Consider the following 18,280-nt stretch of genomic DNA (forward strand, 5'->3'; position numbering starts at 1 on the left):
TGCGGTTGCGGCAGTCTGGGCGGCATGAAGAAACTCACCGCACTCGTTGGGCTGCTGGTCCTGGCCTTGGCCGCCTGGTGGTTCGGCGGCCCGTACATGACCGTCAATGGCCTGTCCAAGGCCATTGAGCAACGCGACACCGCGCGCCTGGAGCGTTACGTCGATTTCCCGCGCGTGCGCAGCAGCCTGCGCGCGCAGCTCAATGACTATCTGGTGCGCCAGGCCGGCCCGGATGTGGCGGCCAGCCCGTTCGGTGCCCTGCTGTACGGGCTGGGCGACCAGCTTGGTGGTGCCGCGGTGGACACCATGGTGACCCCGACCGGGATCGGCGCGATGCTGCAGGGTCACGTGCTGTGGAAGCGCGGCCGCAATGAACTGCAGGGCGGCGATGCCTTCGGCGCGACCGAACCCGCACGGCCGCTGAAGCATGCCGAACATCATTTCGAAGCGCTGGACCGCTTCGTGATCGATGTCGATCGCGGCCCCGGCCAGCCGCCGATGAAGGTGGTGCTGGAACCGCAGGGCCTGCGCTGGAAGGTGGTGGACCTGCAGCTGGGGATGTCCGGCAGCCCGTGACCGGACCCGTGGCCTGACGGCAATGCCAACCAAGGTTGGCGACTACCGGGGTACAGCGCTCTGGTAGATGCCCACCTTGGTGGGCATGGATCCAGGACGGCGCCAACCAAGGTTGGCAACTACCAGACCCTATCCTTCGTTGGCAACGCCATGCGGTACGTGGCCGGCGGCTACATGCTCTCGGGCGCTGTCGATGTTGTGCTGCGAATCATCGAAGAAGATGTCGGCGCCGAACGCCTGCAGGAACGGGCCCTTGTGGCGGCCACCGAGGAACAGCGCTTCGTCCAGGCGCACACCCCACTCACGCAGGGTGCGGATCACCCGTTCGTGCGCCGGTGCCGATCGCGCGGTGACCAGCGCGGTACGGATCGGCGCACTGTCGCCGGCCGGGAACACTTCCTGCAGCGTGTGCAACGCCGACAGGAAGCCACGGAACGGCCCGCCGCTGAGCGGCTCGCGGGCGCGCTCGCGTTCGTGGCGGCCAAAGGCTTCCACGCCCTGCTCGCGCGAAATGCGCTCACTCTCGTCGCCGAAGATCACGGCGTCACCGTCAAAGGCGATGCGCAGCTGGCCGGCCGGGCGACCGGTATCGATCTGGTCGGCCGCCGCAGCGGCGGTCTCGCCCGGCGGCTTGGGCAGGATGGTCGCCGCCGCGATGCCATGGCGCAGCGCGCTGCGCACCGATTCGGGGTTGGCCGACAGGAACAGGTCGGTGCCGAATGGCTTCACGTACGGCCAGGTCGGCTCGCCGGCGGTGAACGTTGCGCGGATGATGCCCAGGCCGTAGTGCTGGATCGAATTGAAGATGCGCAGGCCGGTATCGGCCGAATTGCGCGACAGCAGGATCACCTCGACCCGCGGGTTCTCCGGGCTGGCGCCCTGATTCAGCGCCAGCAACTTGCGCACCACCGGGAAGGCCACGCCGGGCCCGAGGATATCGTCCTCGTGCTGGCGCTGGAATTCGGCATAGGCCGCCACGCCATCGCTCTCGAACAGCGCATGGCTTTCCTCGAGGTCGAACAGGGCGCGCGAGGTCACCGCGACGGTCAGCAAACGGGGGGAGTTGTCGCCCATCGGTGGGGGTCCTTCAAGCGGTCGGCGGGGCCGGCCGCCTATTGTCGTCAAAAAACGAACTGTTCGCTCAGGATCCGGTCTTCCAGGTTGTGCTCCGGGTCGAACAGCAGGGTCACGCGGCGGTCCTTCGACTCGCGGATGGTCACCTCGACCACGTCGCGGGTCTCGTGCGAATCCGCTGTAACACTGACCGGGCGCTTGTACGGATCAAGCACGCGGAAACGCACCTCGGTGTCGGCCTTGAGGATCGCCCCGCGCCAGCGTCGCGGCCGGTAAGGGGCCAGCGGCGTCAGCGCGATGGTATGCGAGCCCAGCGGCAGCACCGGTCCGTGCGCGGAATAGTTGTAGGCGGTACTGCCTGCCGGGGTGGCCACCAGCACGCCGTCTCCGATCAGTTCGGCCACACGTTCCTGGCCGTTGAGGTCGATGCCGATATGCGCCGCCTGCCGGGTTTGGCGCAGCAGCGACACATCGTTGTAGGCCAGCGAACCAGTACTGGTGCCCGACTCGGTCAGCGCCACCATTTCCAGCGGGCGCAGGTTGGCCGGTTCGGCACGGGCAATGCGGGCCTGCACGTCGTCGTCGCCGCGGTACTGGTTCATCAGGAAGCCGACGGTGCCCAGTTTCATGCCGAACACCGGTTTTCCCAGGTGCCCGTGCCGATGCAGGGTCTGCAGCATGAAACCGTCGCCGCCCAGCGGGCACAGCACGTCCGCCTGCTCCGGCGCGTGATCGCCATAGCGCGAGACCATCGCGGCGCGGGCCATCTGCGCGGGCTCGGTGGTGCTGGCCAGGAAAGCGATGCGGGGGGTGTCGCTCATCGGTGGATCCGGGTGGGTGTGCCAGCAAGAGCATACCCGGTAGTGCCGGCCGCTGGCCGGCAACCGCCTATCTGCGGGGAGGCCCATGGGGTTGCCGGCCAGCGGCCGGCACTACCCGTCCCAGGCATGCGCCGCAAAACAAGACGGCCCCGCTTTCGCGGGGCCGTTCTGTTCAACACACGCCGGGCATAACCCGGCGGTACATCACTTACGCACCATGTGCAGCCAGCTGGCCCAGGCGCTGCACCGCGACCGAGACGGTCGGGTAGTCCAGGGTCTTCTGCTCGGCCAGTTCGGCCAGCATCGCCAGGGTGAAGCGCAGGCTGTTGTCGTCGCGACCCATCCAGGCCGCCACCTTCGCTTCAGCACTGCTGCCCTTGGTGCCCAGCACCTGGCCCGCCAGGTTGCGGTGGTTGGCGGCCAGCTCGTCACGCAGCACGCCACGTGCCACGGCGTGCCAACGGCCATTGACCTCCAGCGCGTCGACCTGCTCGAACAGCCACGGCAGCTGCAGGGCGTCGCCCAAGCGGAAGTGAACCTTGGACACGTCCACCGGCTTCAGCTTGCGGGTGCGGGCCAGTTCGATGATGTCGAACGCCGGCTCCAGGAAGTGCAGTTCGGCCAGCTGCTGCGCCAGCGCGGACGGCAGGCCCTTTTCCTTCCACTCGGCCACCAGGGCTTCGTAGGTCGGACGCTGCGAATCCGGCAGCACACCCGAAGCAACGCGGATGTCGTTGAACGGCCCCTGGTAGCGGTTGACCGCTTCGGTGATGCCCGGCATCGCGCCCGGGCGCGACAGCAGCCAGCGCACGAACGAGCGCTGCAGCTTCCAGATCACTTCCAGTGCATCGATCTGCACCGACTCCGGCACCTTGCCGTCGAGGGCATCGATCTGTGCCCACAGCGCACGCGCATCCAGCGTTTCACGGCTGATGGTGTAGGCCTTGGCGACCTCGGCGATGGAACGGCCGGTGTCTTCCTGCATGCGCATCAGGAAGGTGGCGCCCATGCGGTTGATGGTCTGGTTGGTCACGGCCGTGGCGATGATTTCGCGCTTCAGGCGGTGACGCTCCATTGCGTCGGCGTACTTCTTCTGCAGCGGGGTCGGGAAGTAGCGCTGCAGCTCCTTGGACAGGTACGGATCTTCCGGAATGTCCGAATCCAGCAGCTGGGCGAACGCCACCAGCTTGGAATAGGACAGCAGCACCGACAACTCCGGACGGGTCAGGCCCTGGCCGCGTGCCTTGCGCTGCGACAGCTCGGCATCGGACGGCAGGAACTCGATCTGGCGATCAAGCAGGCCCTGCTGCTCCAGGGTACGGATGAAGTGCTGCTTGGAACCCAGGCGCTTGACCGCCATCCGCTCCATCAGGCTCAGCGCCTGGTTCTGGCGGTAGTTGTCGTTGAGCACCAGCTCGGCGACTTCATCGGTCATCGAGGCCAGCAGCTTGTTGCGCTGCTCGACGGTCAGCTTCTTCGCCCGCACCACATCGTTGAGCAGGATCTTGATGTTGACTTCGTGGTCGGAGGTGTCGACACCGGCCGAGTTGTCGATGAAGTCGGTGTTGAGCAGCACGCCGGCCTGGGCGGCTTCGATGCGGCCCAGCTGGGTCATGCCCAGGTTGCCGCCCTCGCCCACCACCTTGCAGCGCAGCTCGCCACCGTTCACGCGCAGCGCGTTGTTGGCGCGGTCGCCGACATCGCTGTGCTGCTCGCTGGCGGCCTTGACGTAGGTACCGATGCCGCCGTTCCACAGCAGGTCGACCGGTGCCTTCAGGATCGCGCTCATCAGGTCGTTCGGCGACAGCGCCTTGACGTTCTCGTCCAGGCCCAGCACTTCACGCACCTGCGGGGTGATCTCGATCGACTTCAGGCTGCGCGGGTACACGCCGCCGCCCTTGCTGATCAGCTTGGCATCGTAGTCCGCCCAGCTCGAACGCGGCACGGTGAACAGGCGCTCACGTTCGACGAACGTGGTGGCTGCATCCGGGTTCGGGTCCAGGAAGATGTGGCGATGATCGAACGCAGCGACCAGGCGGATGTGGCGCGACAGCAGCATGCCGTTGCCGAACACGTCGCCGGACATGTCGCCGACGCCGACTGCGGTGAAGTCCTGGCTCTGGCTGTCACGGCCCAGCGCACGGAAGTGGCGCTTGACCGACTCCCACGCACCGCGTGCGGTGATGCCCATGCCCTTGTGGTCGTAACCCACCGAACCACCGGAGGCGAAGGCATCGCCCATCCAGAAGCCGTGCGCGATGGCCAGGCCGTTGGCAATGTCGGAGAAGGTCGCGGTGCCCTTGTCGGCAGCCACCACCAGGTACGGATCGTCCATGTCGTGGCGCACGACATCCACCGGCGGCACGATCTTGTTGTTGACGATGTTGTCGGTGATGTCCAGCAGGCCCTGGATGAACAGCTTGTAGCAGGCCACGCCGTTGGCGAAGATCGCGTCGCGGTCGCCGTTCACCGGCGGGGTCTTGGCGAAGAAGCCGCCCTTCGCGCCGACCGGCACGATGACGGTGTTCTTGACCATCTGCGCCTTGACCAGGCCCAGTACTTCGGTACGGAAGTCTTCGCGACGGTCCGACCAGCGCAGGCCACCACGGGCGACCGCGCCGAAGCGCAGGTGGGTACCTTCCACGCGCGGGCCGTAGACGAAGATTTCGCGGTACGGGCGCGGCTTCGGCAGGTCCGGCACCAGCGCCGAATCGAACTTGAAGCTGATGACATGGCCGTGCTGGCCGTTGGCATCGGTCTGGTAGTAGCTGGTACGCAGGGTCGCATCGATCACGCCCATGAACGAGCGCAGGATGCGGTCCTCGTCCAGGCTCGACACGCGGTCCATCAGCTTCAGCAGCGCATCGCGCGCGGCCTGCATCTGCGCGTCGCGGTCACCCTTGCGGGCGTCGACCACGGTCTTGAGCACCTTCAGGGTGGCGTCGTCGCCAGCAGCCAGCACATCGAAGTGGGCCTTCAGCTGGGCCTGGCCGGCGGCGATATCGTCCTTGCTCTCATGGCCGGTAGCCGGGTCGAAGCGGGCTTCGAACAGCTCGACCAGCAGGCGGGCCAGCAGCGGGTAGCGCGCGAAGGTGCCTTCCACGTAGGCCTGCGAGAACGGCACGCCGGTCTGCAGCAGGTACTTGCAGTAGCCGCGCAGCATGGCGACCTGGCGCCAGTGCAGGCCGGCAGCCAGCACCAGGCGGTTGAAGCCGTCGTTCTCGGCATCGCCATGCCAGACGCGGGCGAAGGTCTCGCCGAAGGCTTCATCGACGCTGGCGGCATCGATCGCGCCGGCGGTCGACTCGACCTCGAAGTCCTGCACGTACACCGGCGCGTTGTCGACCGACAGGCGGTACGGACGCTCGGCGATCACGCGCAGGCCCATGTTTTCCATCATCGGCAGCGCGTCCGACAGCGGAATGTCGTCCAGCTGGCGATACAGCTTCAGGCGCAGGCCATCGCCGCTTTCGCGCGGCACGGCCTGCAGGCTCAGGCGCAGGTCGTCCGGGCCGGTCAGGGCATCGAGCTGGCTGACATCGTTGGCGGCAACGGCGGTGCTGTTGTCTTCGATGTAGCCGGCCGGCAGTGCCTTGCCGATGCGGGCAGCGATGCGCAGGCCTTCGGTTTCGCCATGGCGGGTCACCAGCGCTTCGCGCAGGTCGTCCTGCCAGTTGCGCAGCACCTGGGCCAGCTTCTGCTCCAGTTCGGCGGTATCGACGTCCAGCATTTCGCCCGGCTTCGGGCGCACGATCAGGTGCACCTGGGCCAGCGGCGATTCACCCAGTACCACCGAGCTGTCGACGTACTCGCCGTGCAGCGCGTCCTTCAGCATCGCTTCGATGCGCAGGCGCACGTCGGTGTTGAAGCGCTCACGCGGCAGGTAGACCAGCGCGGAGATGAAACGGCTGTACTTGTCGCGGCGCAGGAACAGGCGGCTGCGCACGCGCTCCTGCAGGCCCAGCACGCCCATGGCAGTGCGGAACAGTTCGTCCTCGCTGGACTGGAACAGTTCTTCGCGCGGCAGGGTTTCCAGGATGTGGCGCAGGGCCTTGCCGCTGTGGCTGGCCGAGGCCAGGCCCGACTGCTTCATCACGTGCTCGTGGCGCTGGCGCACCAGCGGGATTTCCCACGGGCGACGGTTGTAGGCGCTGGAGGTGAACAGGCCGAGGAAGCGCTGCTCGCCGATGATCTTGCCCTTGGCGTCGAATTCCAGCACGCCGATGTAGTCCATGTAGCCGGCGCGGTGCACGCGCGAACGGGCATTGGTCTTGGTCAGGATCAGCGCGTCCTTCAGCCCGGACGTGGTGTTCAGGCCCTGCGCGGCCAGGGTCTTGACCGGACGTGCGGCGGACTTGTCCTTGCCGCGCATCAGGCCCAGGCCGGTGTCGTTCAGCGGCGCCAGCACCTCTTCCTTGCCCTGCTTCTCGACGCGGTACTCGCGGTAGCCGAAGAAGGTGAAGTGGTTGTCGGCGGCCCAGCGCAGGAATTCCTGTGCTTCCTTGCGCGACGCGTCGTCGACCGGCAGCTGGCGGCTGCCCAGGTCGTCGGCCAGCGCCAGCGCCTTGTCCTTCATCGGCTGCCAGTCGCGCACGATCGCACGCACTTCGTCCAGCGCCTTGCTGATGGCCTGCTCGATGGCCGCCATGGCTTCGGCCGGCTGGCGGTCGATCTCCAGCAGCATCACCGACTCGGCATCACCCTCGCCGACCTTGACCAGCTTGCCGGCCTTGTCGCGGGTGAAGCGCAGCACCGGGTGGCCCAACACGTGAACACCCACGCCCTGTTCGGCCAGCGACATGGTGACGGTGTCGACCAGGAATGGCATGTCGTCGTTGACGATCTGCAGCACGGTGTGCGGCGATTCCCAACCGTTGGCCTTCGCGGTCGGATTGAACACGCGGACGTTGGCCTTGCCGGCCTTGCGGGCACGGGCGAATTCCAGCGTCTCAGCCGCGAGAGCGGCCCACTCTTCAGCGCTGTGGTGCGGGAACTCGTCCGACTCCATGCGCTTGTAGAAGTCAGTGGCGAAGGCCACCGCTTCGGCCTGTGCGGCCGCGGGGTAACGCTTGCGCAATGCCGTGTACACCGGCTCCAGGGAGAAACCAGCGGTCACTGCGACCTCCGACTCTGCTGGTTTGGTCTTGTTTTTCACGGTCTTGGCTGCGGTTTTTTGCGGTTTCATGGCAGAGCGATGCGCTTGCTCAGTTGGGAAAATGAAATTGTAGCCCTACCGCACGAAAAGGCCTTGCTGCAGGACGGAATAACCAGATTCGGGTTTGCTGCGGTTTAGACGCCTATTCAGTTCGCACCGGCATGGTGCTGGTGCGCGCTTCAGCACTGCCGACAGGATCGGCAAAGCGTGTTACCGGAAGACACACGCGGCGACGCCGATTCGATTCCACAATCCTGAACTGGACGGTATAGTCCACCGCGTGAACCCGGCCTACCTCCCCGTTGCCCTCGACGCACGCGATGAGCGCGTGTTCGATGCCGTGCGCGAGCTGTTGGCCCAGCAGGGCATGCAGATGAGCATGGACGCGGTGGCCCAGCATGCCGGCTGCTCCAAGCAGACCCTGTACTCGCGCTACGGCAACAAGCAGGAACTGCTGCGCCGGGTGATGCAGCGCCATGTCGGCCACGCTACCGGAGCCATGGTTCGTGCACTCCGCACTGACGACCTGCGTGCCAGCCTGCTCCAGTTCGCCACCGACTTCCTGGAGCATTTCAACCAACCGCACGTAGGGCAGGCCTGTCGGCTGATCGCCGCCGACGCGGCCCAGTTTCCCGAAGAGGCGCGTACGCTGTACCGGCATGGCGCCGGCGCGCTGACGCTTCATCTTGCTGAATGGATTGAAACCGTTTGCATGCGTGGCCAGCTCCGGCATGACGACCCGCACTTCATGGCCGAACTGCTGCTGAGCATGATCGCCGGTCAGGATTTCGACAAACAGCGTTTCCATACCCCCCATCGTGATGACGCGCAGCTGCGTCGGCGCTGGGCAGAGTTCTCCGTCGACAGCTTCCTGCGCGCCTTCGCGCCTCAGCCGTCGGCGGCCCCGTCTTCAAACCAACCCCGGAGTTCCTCCTGATGACCGCCCCACTCCGCACCCTTGCCTTGACGTGCGCCGTTGCTGTCGCGCTGGCTGCCTGCAAGAAGCCGGAACAGCAGACGCCCCCGCCGCCGGAGGTGGGCGTGATCGACGCCAAGCCGCAGACCCTGCCGCTGCAGCGTGAGCTGGTCGGCCGCCTGTCGCCGTTCCGCAGCGCCGACGTCCGCGCGCGCGTGCCGGGCGTACTGCTCAAGCGCGTCTACCAGGAAGGCTCGCAGGTCAAGCAGGGCCAGCCCCTGTTCCTGATCGACCCGGCGCCGCTGCGTGCTTCGCTCAATGCCTCCGAGGCCCAGCTGGCCTCGGCCCGCGCCACCTACGCCAATGCCAAGGTGGCCGCGGACCGCGCGCGTTCGCTGGCGCCGCAGCAGTTCGTCTCCAAATCCGACCTGGACAACGCCGAATCGGCCGAGCGCACCGCGCTGGCCGCGGTCAAGCAGGCCGAAGCGGCGGTGACCTCTTCGCGCATCAGCCTGGGTTATACCGAAGTGACCGCGCCGATCAGCGGTGTGGCCAACAAGCAGCAGGTCACCGAAGGCGCACTGGTCGGCCAGGGCGATGTGACCCTGCTGACCACTGTCGACCAGCTCGACCCGCTGTACGTGAACTTCTCGCTGAGCGTGGACGAGTTGACCCAGCTGCGCGCGCAGCAGGCCAAGGGTGCGCTGGCGCTGTCCGGTGACGGCAAGGCCACGGTCAACGTCAAGCTGGCCGACGGCAGCACCTACAGCGAGCCGGGCACGCTGGACTTTTCTTCGACCACGGTCGACCCGGCCACCGGCGCGGTGTCGCTGCGTGCGCTGCTGCCGAACCCGCAGCAGATCCTGCTGCCCGGCGCCTTCGTCAGCTTCCAGGCCAACCTCGGCGAGCGCAACAACGCCTACCTGGTGCCGCAGCAGGCGCTGCTGCGCGACACCACCGGCGGCTACGTGATGGTGGTCGGTGCCGACGGCAAGGTGGTGCGCAAGAACGTGAAGACCGATGGCGCGCAGAACGGCAACTGGCTGGTCAGCGACGGCCTGGCCGCCGGTGACAAGGTGATCGTGGCCGGCGTGCAGAAGGTCAAGGAAGGTGCACCGGCGGTGGCCAAGCCGTGGACCCCGGGGCAGGACGCCAACGGCAAGCCTGCCGCAGGCGGCGCCGCTCCGGCGGGCGCAGCACCGGCCGCAGGCAAGGCACCGGCCGACGCGGCCAAGCCGGCCGCCAACGATTCGAACAAGCAGTAACGGGAACCTTCCGTCATGCCTAAATTTTTCATCGAACATCCAGTCTTCGCCTGGGTGGTTGCGATCCTGATCTCGCTCAGCGGCGTGATCGCGATCCTCAACCTGGGCGTGGAGTCCTATCCCAACATCGCCCCGCCGCAGGTCACCGTCTCGGCGACCTACCCGGGCGCCAGTGCGGACACCACCGAGAAATCGGTCACCCAGGTGATCGAGCAGCAGCTGACCGGTATCGATCACCTGCTGTACTTCAGCTCCTCGTCCGCCTCCAACGGCCGTGCGCAGATCACCCTGACCTTCGAGACCGGTACCGATCCGGACATCGCCCAGGTGCAGGTGCAGAACAAGGTCTCGCTGGCCACGCCACGCCTGCCTTCGGAAGTGACCCAGCAGGGCGTGGTGGTGGCCAAGGCCAACGCCGGCTTCCTGATGGTGATCGCGCTGCAGTCCGATACGCCGGCCATCAACCGTGACGCCCTGAACGACATCGTCGGTTCGCGCGTGCTCGATCAGGTCTCGCGTATTCCCGGCGTCGGCAGCACCCAGCAGTTCGGTTCCGAGTACGCCATGAACATCTGGCTCAACCCGGAGAAGATGCAGGGTTATGGCCTGTCGGCCAGCCAGGTGCTCGCCGCGGTGCGTGCGCAGAACGTGCAGTTCGCTGCCGGTGCGCTGGGTTCGGACCCGTCGCCGGAAGGCCAGCACTTCACCGCCACGGTCTCGGCTGAAGGCCGCTTCAGTTCGCCGCAGGAGTTCGAGAACATCATCCTGCGGGCAAATCCGGACGGTTCGCGGGTGCTGATGAAGGACATCGCCCGCGTTGCCTTCGGTGCCAACAACTACGGTTTCGACACCCAGTACAACGGCAAGCCGACCGGTGCCTTCGCCATCCAGCTGCTACCGGGCGCCAACGCCCTGAACGTGGCCGATGCGGTGCGCGCCAAGATGGACGAGCTGCAGCCCAGCTTCCCGTCCGGGGTGACCTGGTTCTCGCCGTACGACAGCACCACCTTCGTCAAGATCTCCATCCAGGAAGTGGTCAAGACACTGTTTGAAGCAGTGTTCCTGGTGTTCCTGGTGATGCTGATCTTCCTGCAGAACTTCCGCGCCACGCTGATCCCGACCCTGGTCATCCCGGTGGCCCTGCTCGGCACCTTCCTGGGCATGTGGATGATCGGCTTCACGATCAACCAGCTGACCCTGTTCGCGATGGTGCTGGCGATCGGCATCGTGGTCGATGACGCGATCGTGGTGATCGAGAACGTCGAACGCATCATGACCGAGGAAGGCCTGGCGCCGAAGCCGGCCACGCAGAAGGCGATGACCCAGATCACCGGCGCGGTGGTGGCGATCACCGTCGTACTGGCCGCGGTGTTCATCCCGTCCGCCCTGCAGGGCGGCGCCGCCGGTGAGATCTACAAGCAGTTCGCGCTGACCATCGCCATCTCGATGGCGTTCTCGGCGTTCCTGGCTCTGGGCTTCACCCCGGCGCTGTGCGCGACCTTCCTCCAGCCGACGCACAACGACAACCCGAACATCATCTACCGCACCTTCAACAAGTACTACGACAAGATCAGCCATACCTATGTGGGGCACATCACTTCGGCGGTGCGCCATGCACCGCGCTGGATGATCCTGTTCGTGGTGCTGACCGCACTGTGCGGCTTCCTGTTCACCCGCATGCCGGGCAGCTTCCTGCCGGAAGAAGACCAGGGCTATGCGCTGGCGATCGTGCAGTTGCCGCCGGGCTCGACCAAGGGCCAGACCAACGAAGTGTTCGCGCAGATGCGTGGCATCCTGGAAAAGCAGGATGGCTATGAAGGCATGCTGCAGGTGGCCGGTTTCAGCTTCGTCGGTTCCGGCGAGAACGTGGGCATGGGCTTCATCCGCCTGAAGCCATGGGAGGAACGCAAGTTCACCGCGCCCGAGTTCATCCAGAACATGAACGGCGCGTTCTACGGCATCAAGGAAGCGCAGATCTTCGTGGTCAACCTGCCCACCGTGCAGGGCCTCGGCCAGTTCGGCGGCTTCGACATGTGGCTGCAGGACCGCAGCGGTGCCGGCTACGAGCAGCTGACCCAGGCGCGCAACATCCTGCTTGGCCAGGCTGCGCAGAAGCCCGATCATCTGGTGGGCGTACGCCCGAACGGCCTGGAAAACGCCCCGCAGCTGCAGCTGCATGTCGACCGCGTGCAGGCGCAGTCGATGGGCATGTCGGTGTCGGACGTGTACAGCACCATCCAGCTGATGCTGGCCCCGGTGTACGTGAACGACTTCTTCTACGAAGGCCGCATCAAGCGCGTGACCATGCAGGCCGATGGTCCGTACCGCACCGGCCAGGAATCGCTGAAGAGCTTCTACAGCCCCTCCAGCCTGACCAAGAACGCCGATGGCACCAGTTCGATGATCCCGCTCAATACGGTGGTCAAGTCCGAATGGGTGTCGGCACCGCCGTCGCTGAGCCGCTACAACGGCTACTCGGCGATCAACATCGTCGGCTCGCAGGCACCGGGCACCAGCTCGGGTGAGGCGATGCAGACCATGGAAGGCATCGTCAACGACGATCTGCCGGCTGGCTTCGGCTACGACTGGTCGGGCATGTCCTACCAGGAAATCCTGGCCGGCAACGCGGCGACGCTGCTGCTGGTGCTGTCGATCGTGGTGGTGTTCCTGTGCCTGGCCGCGTTGTATGAAAGCTGGTCGATCCCGGTGGCGGTGCTGTTGGTGGTGCCGCTTGGCGTGCTTGGCGCCCTCGGCCTGTCGATGCTGCGTGGCCTGCCGAACGATCTGTTCTTCAAGATCGGCCTGATCACCGTGATCGGCCTGGCCGCCAAGAACGCGATCCTGATCGTGGAGTTCGCGGTGGAGCAGCGCGCAGCAGGCAAGACCCTGCGCGATGCCACCATCGAGGCGGCACGCCTGCGTTTCCGACCGATCCTGATGACCTCGTTCGCGTTCATCATGGGCGTGATCCCGATGGCGATCTCCACCGGCGCCGGCGCCAACTCCCGCCACGCCATCGGCACCGGCGTGATCGGCGGCATGCTGTTCGCCACCCTGCTCGGCCTGCTGATGATCCCGGTGTTCTTCGTGGTCGTGCGCCGCATGCTGGGTGACAAGCTGGATGAGTCCTCCAAGGAATTCATGGAGCGCCAGCGCGACGCGGAAGCCGCGCACCGCCCGGATCGTTGATCCGGCGGTGAGTTGAAACGAAAAGGCCCCGGAGCGATCCGGGGCCTTTTTCATTCGTGTGACCCGTCCTGAATTGGGTTGACACCTTTTCCCTCTGGAAAAGGAATGTTCAATGAAATCAACAATCAGGCGCAGTCAGCGGGATTACTCGCTGGCCTTCAAGTTGTCCGTGGTCGATCAGGTCGAGCGTGGAGAACTGACCTATAAGAAGGCTCAGGAGCGATACGGTATCCAAGGTAGCAGCACGGTTCTGAAGTGGCTTCGCCGCCATGGTCGGCAGGATTGGTCAGGTGGTGCATCATCTGCCCCCATGACGACTTCTCCCAAAAGTGGACCGGCCACGCCGCTGACGCCGGAACAACAGATCAAGGCCCTGCAGGTCCAGTTGCGGGAGGCCAACGAGAAAGCACAGCTTTTCGAAGCCATCGTGGATGTCCTCAAAGAGGATTACGGGGTGCGCATCGTAAAAAAGCCTTCAGGCAAGTCCTCACGCAAGGGCGCCTCAAAGGCGTAAGCGTGGCAAGGGCTTGCCGCCATTTCGGCATCAGTCGACAGGCGTTCTATCAAGCGGGGTGCCGGCATCAACGACGACGCGCCAGCGAGACCAAAGCACTGGCGCTGGTGAGCGATTGCCGCGTGCGGCAGCCACGGATCGGGACGCGCAAGTTGCACCATTTGATCGGACCGAAGCTGCAGGCGGCGGGAATCACCATGGGGCGTGACCGGTTGTTTGACGTACTTCGGGAAGCGCGCCTGCTGGTACCGAAACGTCGGGCTTATCACAAGACTACCGACAGCCATCATCGCTTTCGCAGGCATCCGAATCTGCTCAAACCTGGCCAAGGATGCGTAATACCAACCGGTAGCGAGCAGGTGTGGGTGGCGGACATCACCTATCTGCCGACGCAGGGGAAGTTCGTGTATCTGAGCCTGGTCACCGATGCCTGGTCGCGCAAGATCGTGGGCTGGAGCGTGCACGAAACGCTACAGACAGAGCAGGTAGCTCAGGCGCTGGAGATGGCGCTGAAAGGGAGAAAGACACCGCAGAAGCTGATCCATCACTCTGATCGTGGAATCCAGTACTGCTCGGATTACTACCAGAAGATCCATGCGCGGCACGGCCTGACCTGCTCGATGACCGACGGCTACGACTGCTATCAGAACGCTCTGGCAGAGCGAGTCAACGGGATCCTCAAGTGCGAGTTCCTGCTTCATCGCCCACGGGACCTGGGGCAAGCCCGCCAGATGGTGGCTGAGGCCGTAGACATCTACAACGCTGAGCGCCCCCACCTGTCCCTTAAAATGCAGACGCCCGATGCGATGCATCGGGCGTCTTTGGCCGCCTGACGGCGGCCGGACCATCCACCCATCGGTGTCAACCTATGGCAGGACGAGTCAGTGCCATGAAGCCGGTAGTCGCCGACCTTGGTTGGCGCCGCTGGATCCATGCCAACCAAGGTTGGCGCATGCCAAGCCGGCGTCTCAGCGCAGCAGCGCAACCACCACGCATACCACCACGAGAGCCAATGCAGCCCATTGCATCGGCACAAAGAAGAAATGATGGGGTGCAGCCATACCCTTCTGCCGGGGCGCACGGTTGAGCCACAAACCCAGCAATACGTTCACCGCTGCGCCGATGCCTGCACCCAACAGAACCTGGGGCAGCGGCGTGTTGCCCCTGGAGCCTTCATGCGGAAAGAAGTACGCCAGCAGCAGGATGGCTGCAATCGGCGTCACCAGCGTCATGAATCCCCAACCTCGATAGATCATCTTTGCAGACCGCGTAAAAACCGGCTTGCATTGGACCAGATCGGGTATGGCTCGGCCAAGAAGACCGTGTATCCACGCATGGCGTGGATCTACTGGCCGCGCCGCCGTTGCAGCGGCGCGGCCGGTCGAACTCAGCGCAGTCCGGTCTCGTTGCGGGCGATCACCAGGCGCTGGATTTCCGAGGTGCCCTCGTAGATCTCGGTGATCTTGGCATCACGGAAGTAGCGCTCCAGCGGCATTTCCTTCGAATACCCCATGCCGCCATGAATCTGCACGGCCTGGTGAGTGATCCACATCGCCGCTTCCGAGGCGGTCAGCTTGGCCACCGCTGCTTCGGTGCTGAAGCGCTTGCCCTGGCCCTTCACCCATGCCGCGCGCAGGGTCAGCAGCAGCGCTGCGTCCAGCTTGCACTTCATGTCGGCGATCTTGGCCTGGGTCATCTGGAAGGTACCGATGGCCGCGCCGAACGCCTTGCGCTCCTTCACGTACGCCAGGGTCGCTTCATAGGCGGCACGGGCGATGCCGATGGCCTGCGAGGCGATACCGATGCGGCCGGCATCGAGCACGCTCATCGCGATCTTGAAGCCCTCGCCTTCCTGGCCCAGCACGTCTTCGGCCTGTGCCACGTAATCGTTGAACTCGATCTCGCAGGTGGCCGAGGCACGGATGCCGAGCTTGGGCTCGGTCTTGCCACGACCGAAGCCCGCCTTGTCGGTATCGATGATGAAGGCGGTGATGCCGCGCGCGCCTTTGTCCGGCTCGCTCATTGCGAACAGCACGATGTACTTGGCCACCGGGCCGGAGGTGATCCAGCTCTTCTTGCCGTTGATGACGAAGGTGCCATCGGCCTGCTTCACCGCGCGGCAGCGCATGGCCGTGGCGTCCGAACCGGACTGCGGCTCGGTCAGCGCGAACGCGCCGATGGCCTCGCCTTCGGCGATGGCACGCACATACTTCTGCTTCTGTTCCTCGGTACCGTGGGTGAGGATGCCGTTGCAGAACAGCGAGTTGTTGACCGACATGATGGTCGAATGGGCTGCGTCGGCGGCGGCGACCTCCACCATCGCCAACACGTACGCCACCGGGTCCATGCCCGCGCCACCGTATTCGGTCGGCACTTCGATGCCCATCAAGCCGTTTTCGCCCAGCAGGCGGATGTTGTCCAGCGGGAACTCGCCGGTGCGGTCATGGTGCTCCGCGCTGGGGGCGATCTTTTCCTGCGCGATGCGCCGCGCCACGTCCTGCAGCATCAACTGCTCTTCAGTAAAGCTGAAATCCACAACACCCTCCCGGGTACATGAAGTTATGGGCCGCGCACCGCGCGCCCAGGTGCCTCGATTGTACCGGGGCCCGCCAGTTTCCGTACGCCAGCGACTTGACCGCGGCAGGCGTTCTCAGCGAATATATCTCTATATCGCGATAGGTAGATATTTATGGATCTGGAAGACTGGTCGACCCGCCTCAAGGTGTTCGCCGATGCCACCCGCGTGCGCCTGCTGGCGCTGCTGGAGCAGGAGGAACTGACCGTGGCCGAACTGTCGGCGATCACCCGGCTGGCACAGCCGCGGGTGTCCACCCACCTGGCGCGCCTGAAGGAAGCCGGCCTGGTCCGCGACCGCCGTGCGGGCGTGTCGGCCTATTACCGCTTCGACGAGGCCCAGCTGGACCCGGCGCAGCGTGCATTGTGGCATGCCTTGAGCAATGGAAGCGACGACCCGTTGCTGCGGCAGGACGCTGAACGTGTCGCCGCCGTGCTGGCCCACCGTGCCTCCGACCAGAACTGGGCCGACAGCGTGGCCGGCGACATGGAGCGCCACTATTCTCCCGGCCGCACCTGGGAAGCCCTCGCGCGTACCGCGTTGCCGCTGCTGGAGACCGGCGACGTGCTGGACATCGCCTCCGGTGACGGCGTGCTGGCCGAACTCGTCGCCCCGCATGCCAAGCGCTACATCTGCATCGATACCAGCGCGCGCGTGGTTGCCGCTGCCAGCGAGCGCCTGCGCCGCCTGCCCAATGTGGAAGTGCGCGAGGGCGACATGCATGCGCTGCCGTTCAAGGACGGCAGCTTCGACCTGGTGGTGCTGATGCATGCGCTGACCTACGCCAGCAAACCGGCGCAGGCGGTGACCGAAGCCGCGCGCGTGCTGCGCTCCGGCGGCCGCCTGCTGCTGTGCAGCCTGGCCCGCCACGAGCACAAGGCGGCGGTCGAGGCCTACGGCCACGTCAACCTCGGCTTCAGCGACAAGGAGCTGCGCAGGTTCGTCGACAAGGCCGGCCTGCAGGTATCCAGCCTGGAGACGGTCACCCGCGAAAAGCGTCCGCCGCACTTCGAAGTGATTTCACTGATCGCCAACAAGCCCTGAGCCCGAGATCGCCATGCCTGCCCTGCCCTGGTTGCATCCTGATCGTGCCAACGCCCTGCTCGACGCCCTGCGCGAGCGGATCCTGATCATCGACGGCGCGATGGGCACCATGATCCAGCGCCATGGCCTGCAGGAAGACGACTACCGCGGCGAGCGCTTCGCCGGTGGCTACGATCATGTGCATGGCCCCGCTTGCGACCACGCCGTGCAGGAAGGGCATGACCTGAAGGGTAACAACGATCTGCTGCTGCTGACCCGGCCGCAGATCGTCGCCGACATCCATACCGCCTACCTCGAAGCGGGCGCGGATCTGGTCGAGACCAACACGTTCAACGCCACGTCGGTCAGCCAGGCCGACTACCACCTCGAACACCTGGTGTACGAGTTGAACAAGGCTGGCGCAGCGGTGGCACGCGCCTGCTGCGATACGGTAGCTGCAACCACACCAGGCAAGCCACGCTTCGTGATCGGGGTGATCGGCCCGACCAGCCGCACCGCCTCGATCAGTCCCGATGTCAACGATCCGGGCTTTCGCAACACCAGCTTCGACGAGCTTCGCGACACGTACCGCGAAGCCATTGACGGCCTGATCGACGGCGGCGCCGACACCATCATGGTCGAGACCATCTTCGACACGCTCAATGCCAAGGCCGCGCTGTATGCACTGGAGGAGGCCTTCGATGCACGCGGCGCAAGGTTGCCCGTGATGATCTCCGGCACCATCACTGATGCCTCGGGACGCACGCTGTCCGGGCAGACCGCCGAGGCCTTCCACGCGTCGCTCGCGCATGCGCGCCCATTGTCGATCGGCCTGAACTGCGCACTGGGTGCCGATGCGATGCGCCCGCACGTGGAAACCCTTTCGCAGGTCGCCGACTGCTACGTCAGCGCACACCCCAATGCCGGTCTGCCCAATGCCTTCGGCGAGTACGACGAGACGCCCGAGGACATGGCCAGCACCCTGCGCGGTTTCGCCGAGGATGGCCTGTTGAACCTGGTCGGTGGCTGCTGTGGCTCCACCCCTGACCACATCCGCGCAATCGCCGAGGCCGTGGCCGGGCTGCCGCCGCGCGCCCTGCCCGGTGTCCAGGAGCAGGCCGCATGAATGTCGCCGCCACCGTTCCGCACTTCCCACCCTATTGCTGTTGAGC

At 65.4% G+C, this 18,280-nt stretch carries 12 protein-coding genes; 7 read left to right on the forward strand and 5 right to left on the reverse strand.

The features are described 5' to 3' along the window. Positions 1-24: 24 nt before the first annotated feature. The gene (locus tag ACZK3J_RS14840) at positions 25-576 is read left to right on the forward strand and encodes a DUF2939 domain-containing protein (RefSeq protein WP_071227460.1); all 552 of its coding nucleotides are present in this window, start codon (positions 25-27) and stop codon (positions 574-576) included. Between the two features lie 129 nt (positions 577-705). Here the strand turns inward: ACZK3J_RS14840 and ACZK3J_RS14845 are convergent, their stop codons facing one another. The 3 genes from ACZK3J_RS14845 to ACZK3J_RS14855 all read right to left on the reverse strand — a co-directional run bounded on the left by ACZK3J_RS14845 (position 706) and on the right by ACZK3J_RS14855 (position 7,656). Then, complete coding sequence (locus ACZK3J_RS14845) at positions 706-1,650, reverse strand: 5'-nucleotidase (RefSeq protein WP_005417414.1); 945 nt, start codon at positions 1,648-1,650, stop codon at positions 706-708. Between the two features lie 47 nt (positions 1,651-1,697). Continuing rightward, positions 1,698-2,471, reverse strand: coding sequence for an NAD kinase (locus tag ACZK3J_RS14850; protein ID WP_006376667.1), 774 nt, complete (start codon positions 2,469-2,471; stop codon positions 1,698-1,700). Between the two features lie 208 nt (positions 2,472-2,679). Further along, on the reverse strand, positions 2,680-7,656 hold the full coding sequence (locus tag ACZK3J_RS14855) for an NAD-glutamate dehydrogenase (RefSeq protein WP_149909403.1): 4,977 nt from the start codon (positions 7,654-7,656) through the stop codon (positions 2,680-2,682). 250 nt (positions 7,657-7,906) lie between these two features. Here ACZK3J_RS14855 and ACZK3J_RS14860 point away from each other — a divergent pair, with 250 nt between their 5' ends. From ACZK3J_RS14860 to ACZK3J_RS14875, 4 genes are all read left to right on the forward strand, one after another. Further along, entirely contained in the window at positions 7,907-8,563 is a 657-nt protein-coding gene (locus ACZK3J_RS14860) for a TetR/AcrR family transcriptional regulator (RefSeq protein ID WP_032127669.1), read from the forward strand. After that, the gene (locus ACZK3J_RS14865; protein WP_414577605.1) at positions 8,563-9,807 is read left to right on the forward strand and encodes an efflux RND transporter periplasmic adaptor subunit; all 1,245 of its coding nucleotides are present in this window, start codon (positions 8,563-8,565) and stop codon (positions 9,805-9,807) included. Before ACZK3J_RS14860 ends, ACZK3J_RS14865 begins: the two co-directional genes overlap by 1 nt. A gap of 15 nt (positions 9,808-9,822) precedes the next feature. Then, on the forward strand, positions 9,823-12,996 hold the full coding sequence (locus tag ACZK3J_RS14870; RefSeq protein WP_478476026.1) for a multidrug efflux RND transporter permease subunit: 3,174 nt from the start codon (positions 9,823-9,825) through the stop codon (positions 12,994-12,996). Positions 12,997-13,108: 112 nt separating this feature from the next. Next, a protein-coding gene (locus tag ACZK3J_RS14875; protein WP_223224739.1) for an IS3 family transposase occupies positions 13,109-14,343 on the forward strand; the annotation gives its coding sequence in 2 pieces (ribosomal slippage) (positions 13,109-13,460 and positions 13,460-14,343; 1,236 coding nt in all). Between the two features lie 135 nt (positions 14,344-14,478). Here the strand turns inward: ACZK3J_RS14875 and ACZK3J_RS14880 are convergent. Both ACZK3J_RS14880 and ACZK3J_RS14885 read right to left on the reverse strand, forming a co-directional pair. Next, positions 14,479-14,742 (reverse strand): hypothetical protein, encoded by a 264-nt coding sequence (locus ACZK3J_RS14880; protein WP_080355173.1) that lies wholly within the window; start codon positions 14,740-14,742, stop codon positions 14,479-14,481. Between the two features lie 155 nt (positions 14,743-14,897). Further along, positions 14,898-16,046, reverse strand: a complete 1,149-nt coding sequence (locus tag ACZK3J_RS14885; RefSeq protein ID WP_049400221.1) for an acyl-CoA dehydrogenase family protein — start codon at positions 16,044-16,046, stop codon at positions 14,898-14,900. Between the two features lie 153 nt (positions 16,047-16,199). Between ACZK3J_RS14885 and ACZK3J_RS14890 the strand changes: the two genes are divergently transcribed. Next, positions 16,200-17,129 carry an ArsR/SmtB family transcription factor gene (locus ACZK3J_RS14890; RefSeq protein ID WP_032127664.1) on the forward strand — a complete coding sequence of 310 codons (930 nt, stop codon included), beginning with the start codon at positions 16,200-16,202 and terminating at the stop codon, positions 17,127-17,129. 13 nt (positions 17,130-17,142) lie between these two features. Further along, the gene (locus ACZK3J_RS14895; protein WP_032127663.1) at positions 17,143-18,234 is read left to right on the forward strand and encodes a homocysteine S-methyltransferase family protein; all 1,092 of its coding nucleotides are present in this window, start codon (positions 17,143-17,145) and stop codon (positions 18,232-18,234) included. The last annotated feature ends 46 nt before the right edge of the window (positions 18,235-18,280 follow it).

The sequence above is a fragment of the Stenotrophomonas sp. 86428_Sma genome, assembly GCF_056481585.1.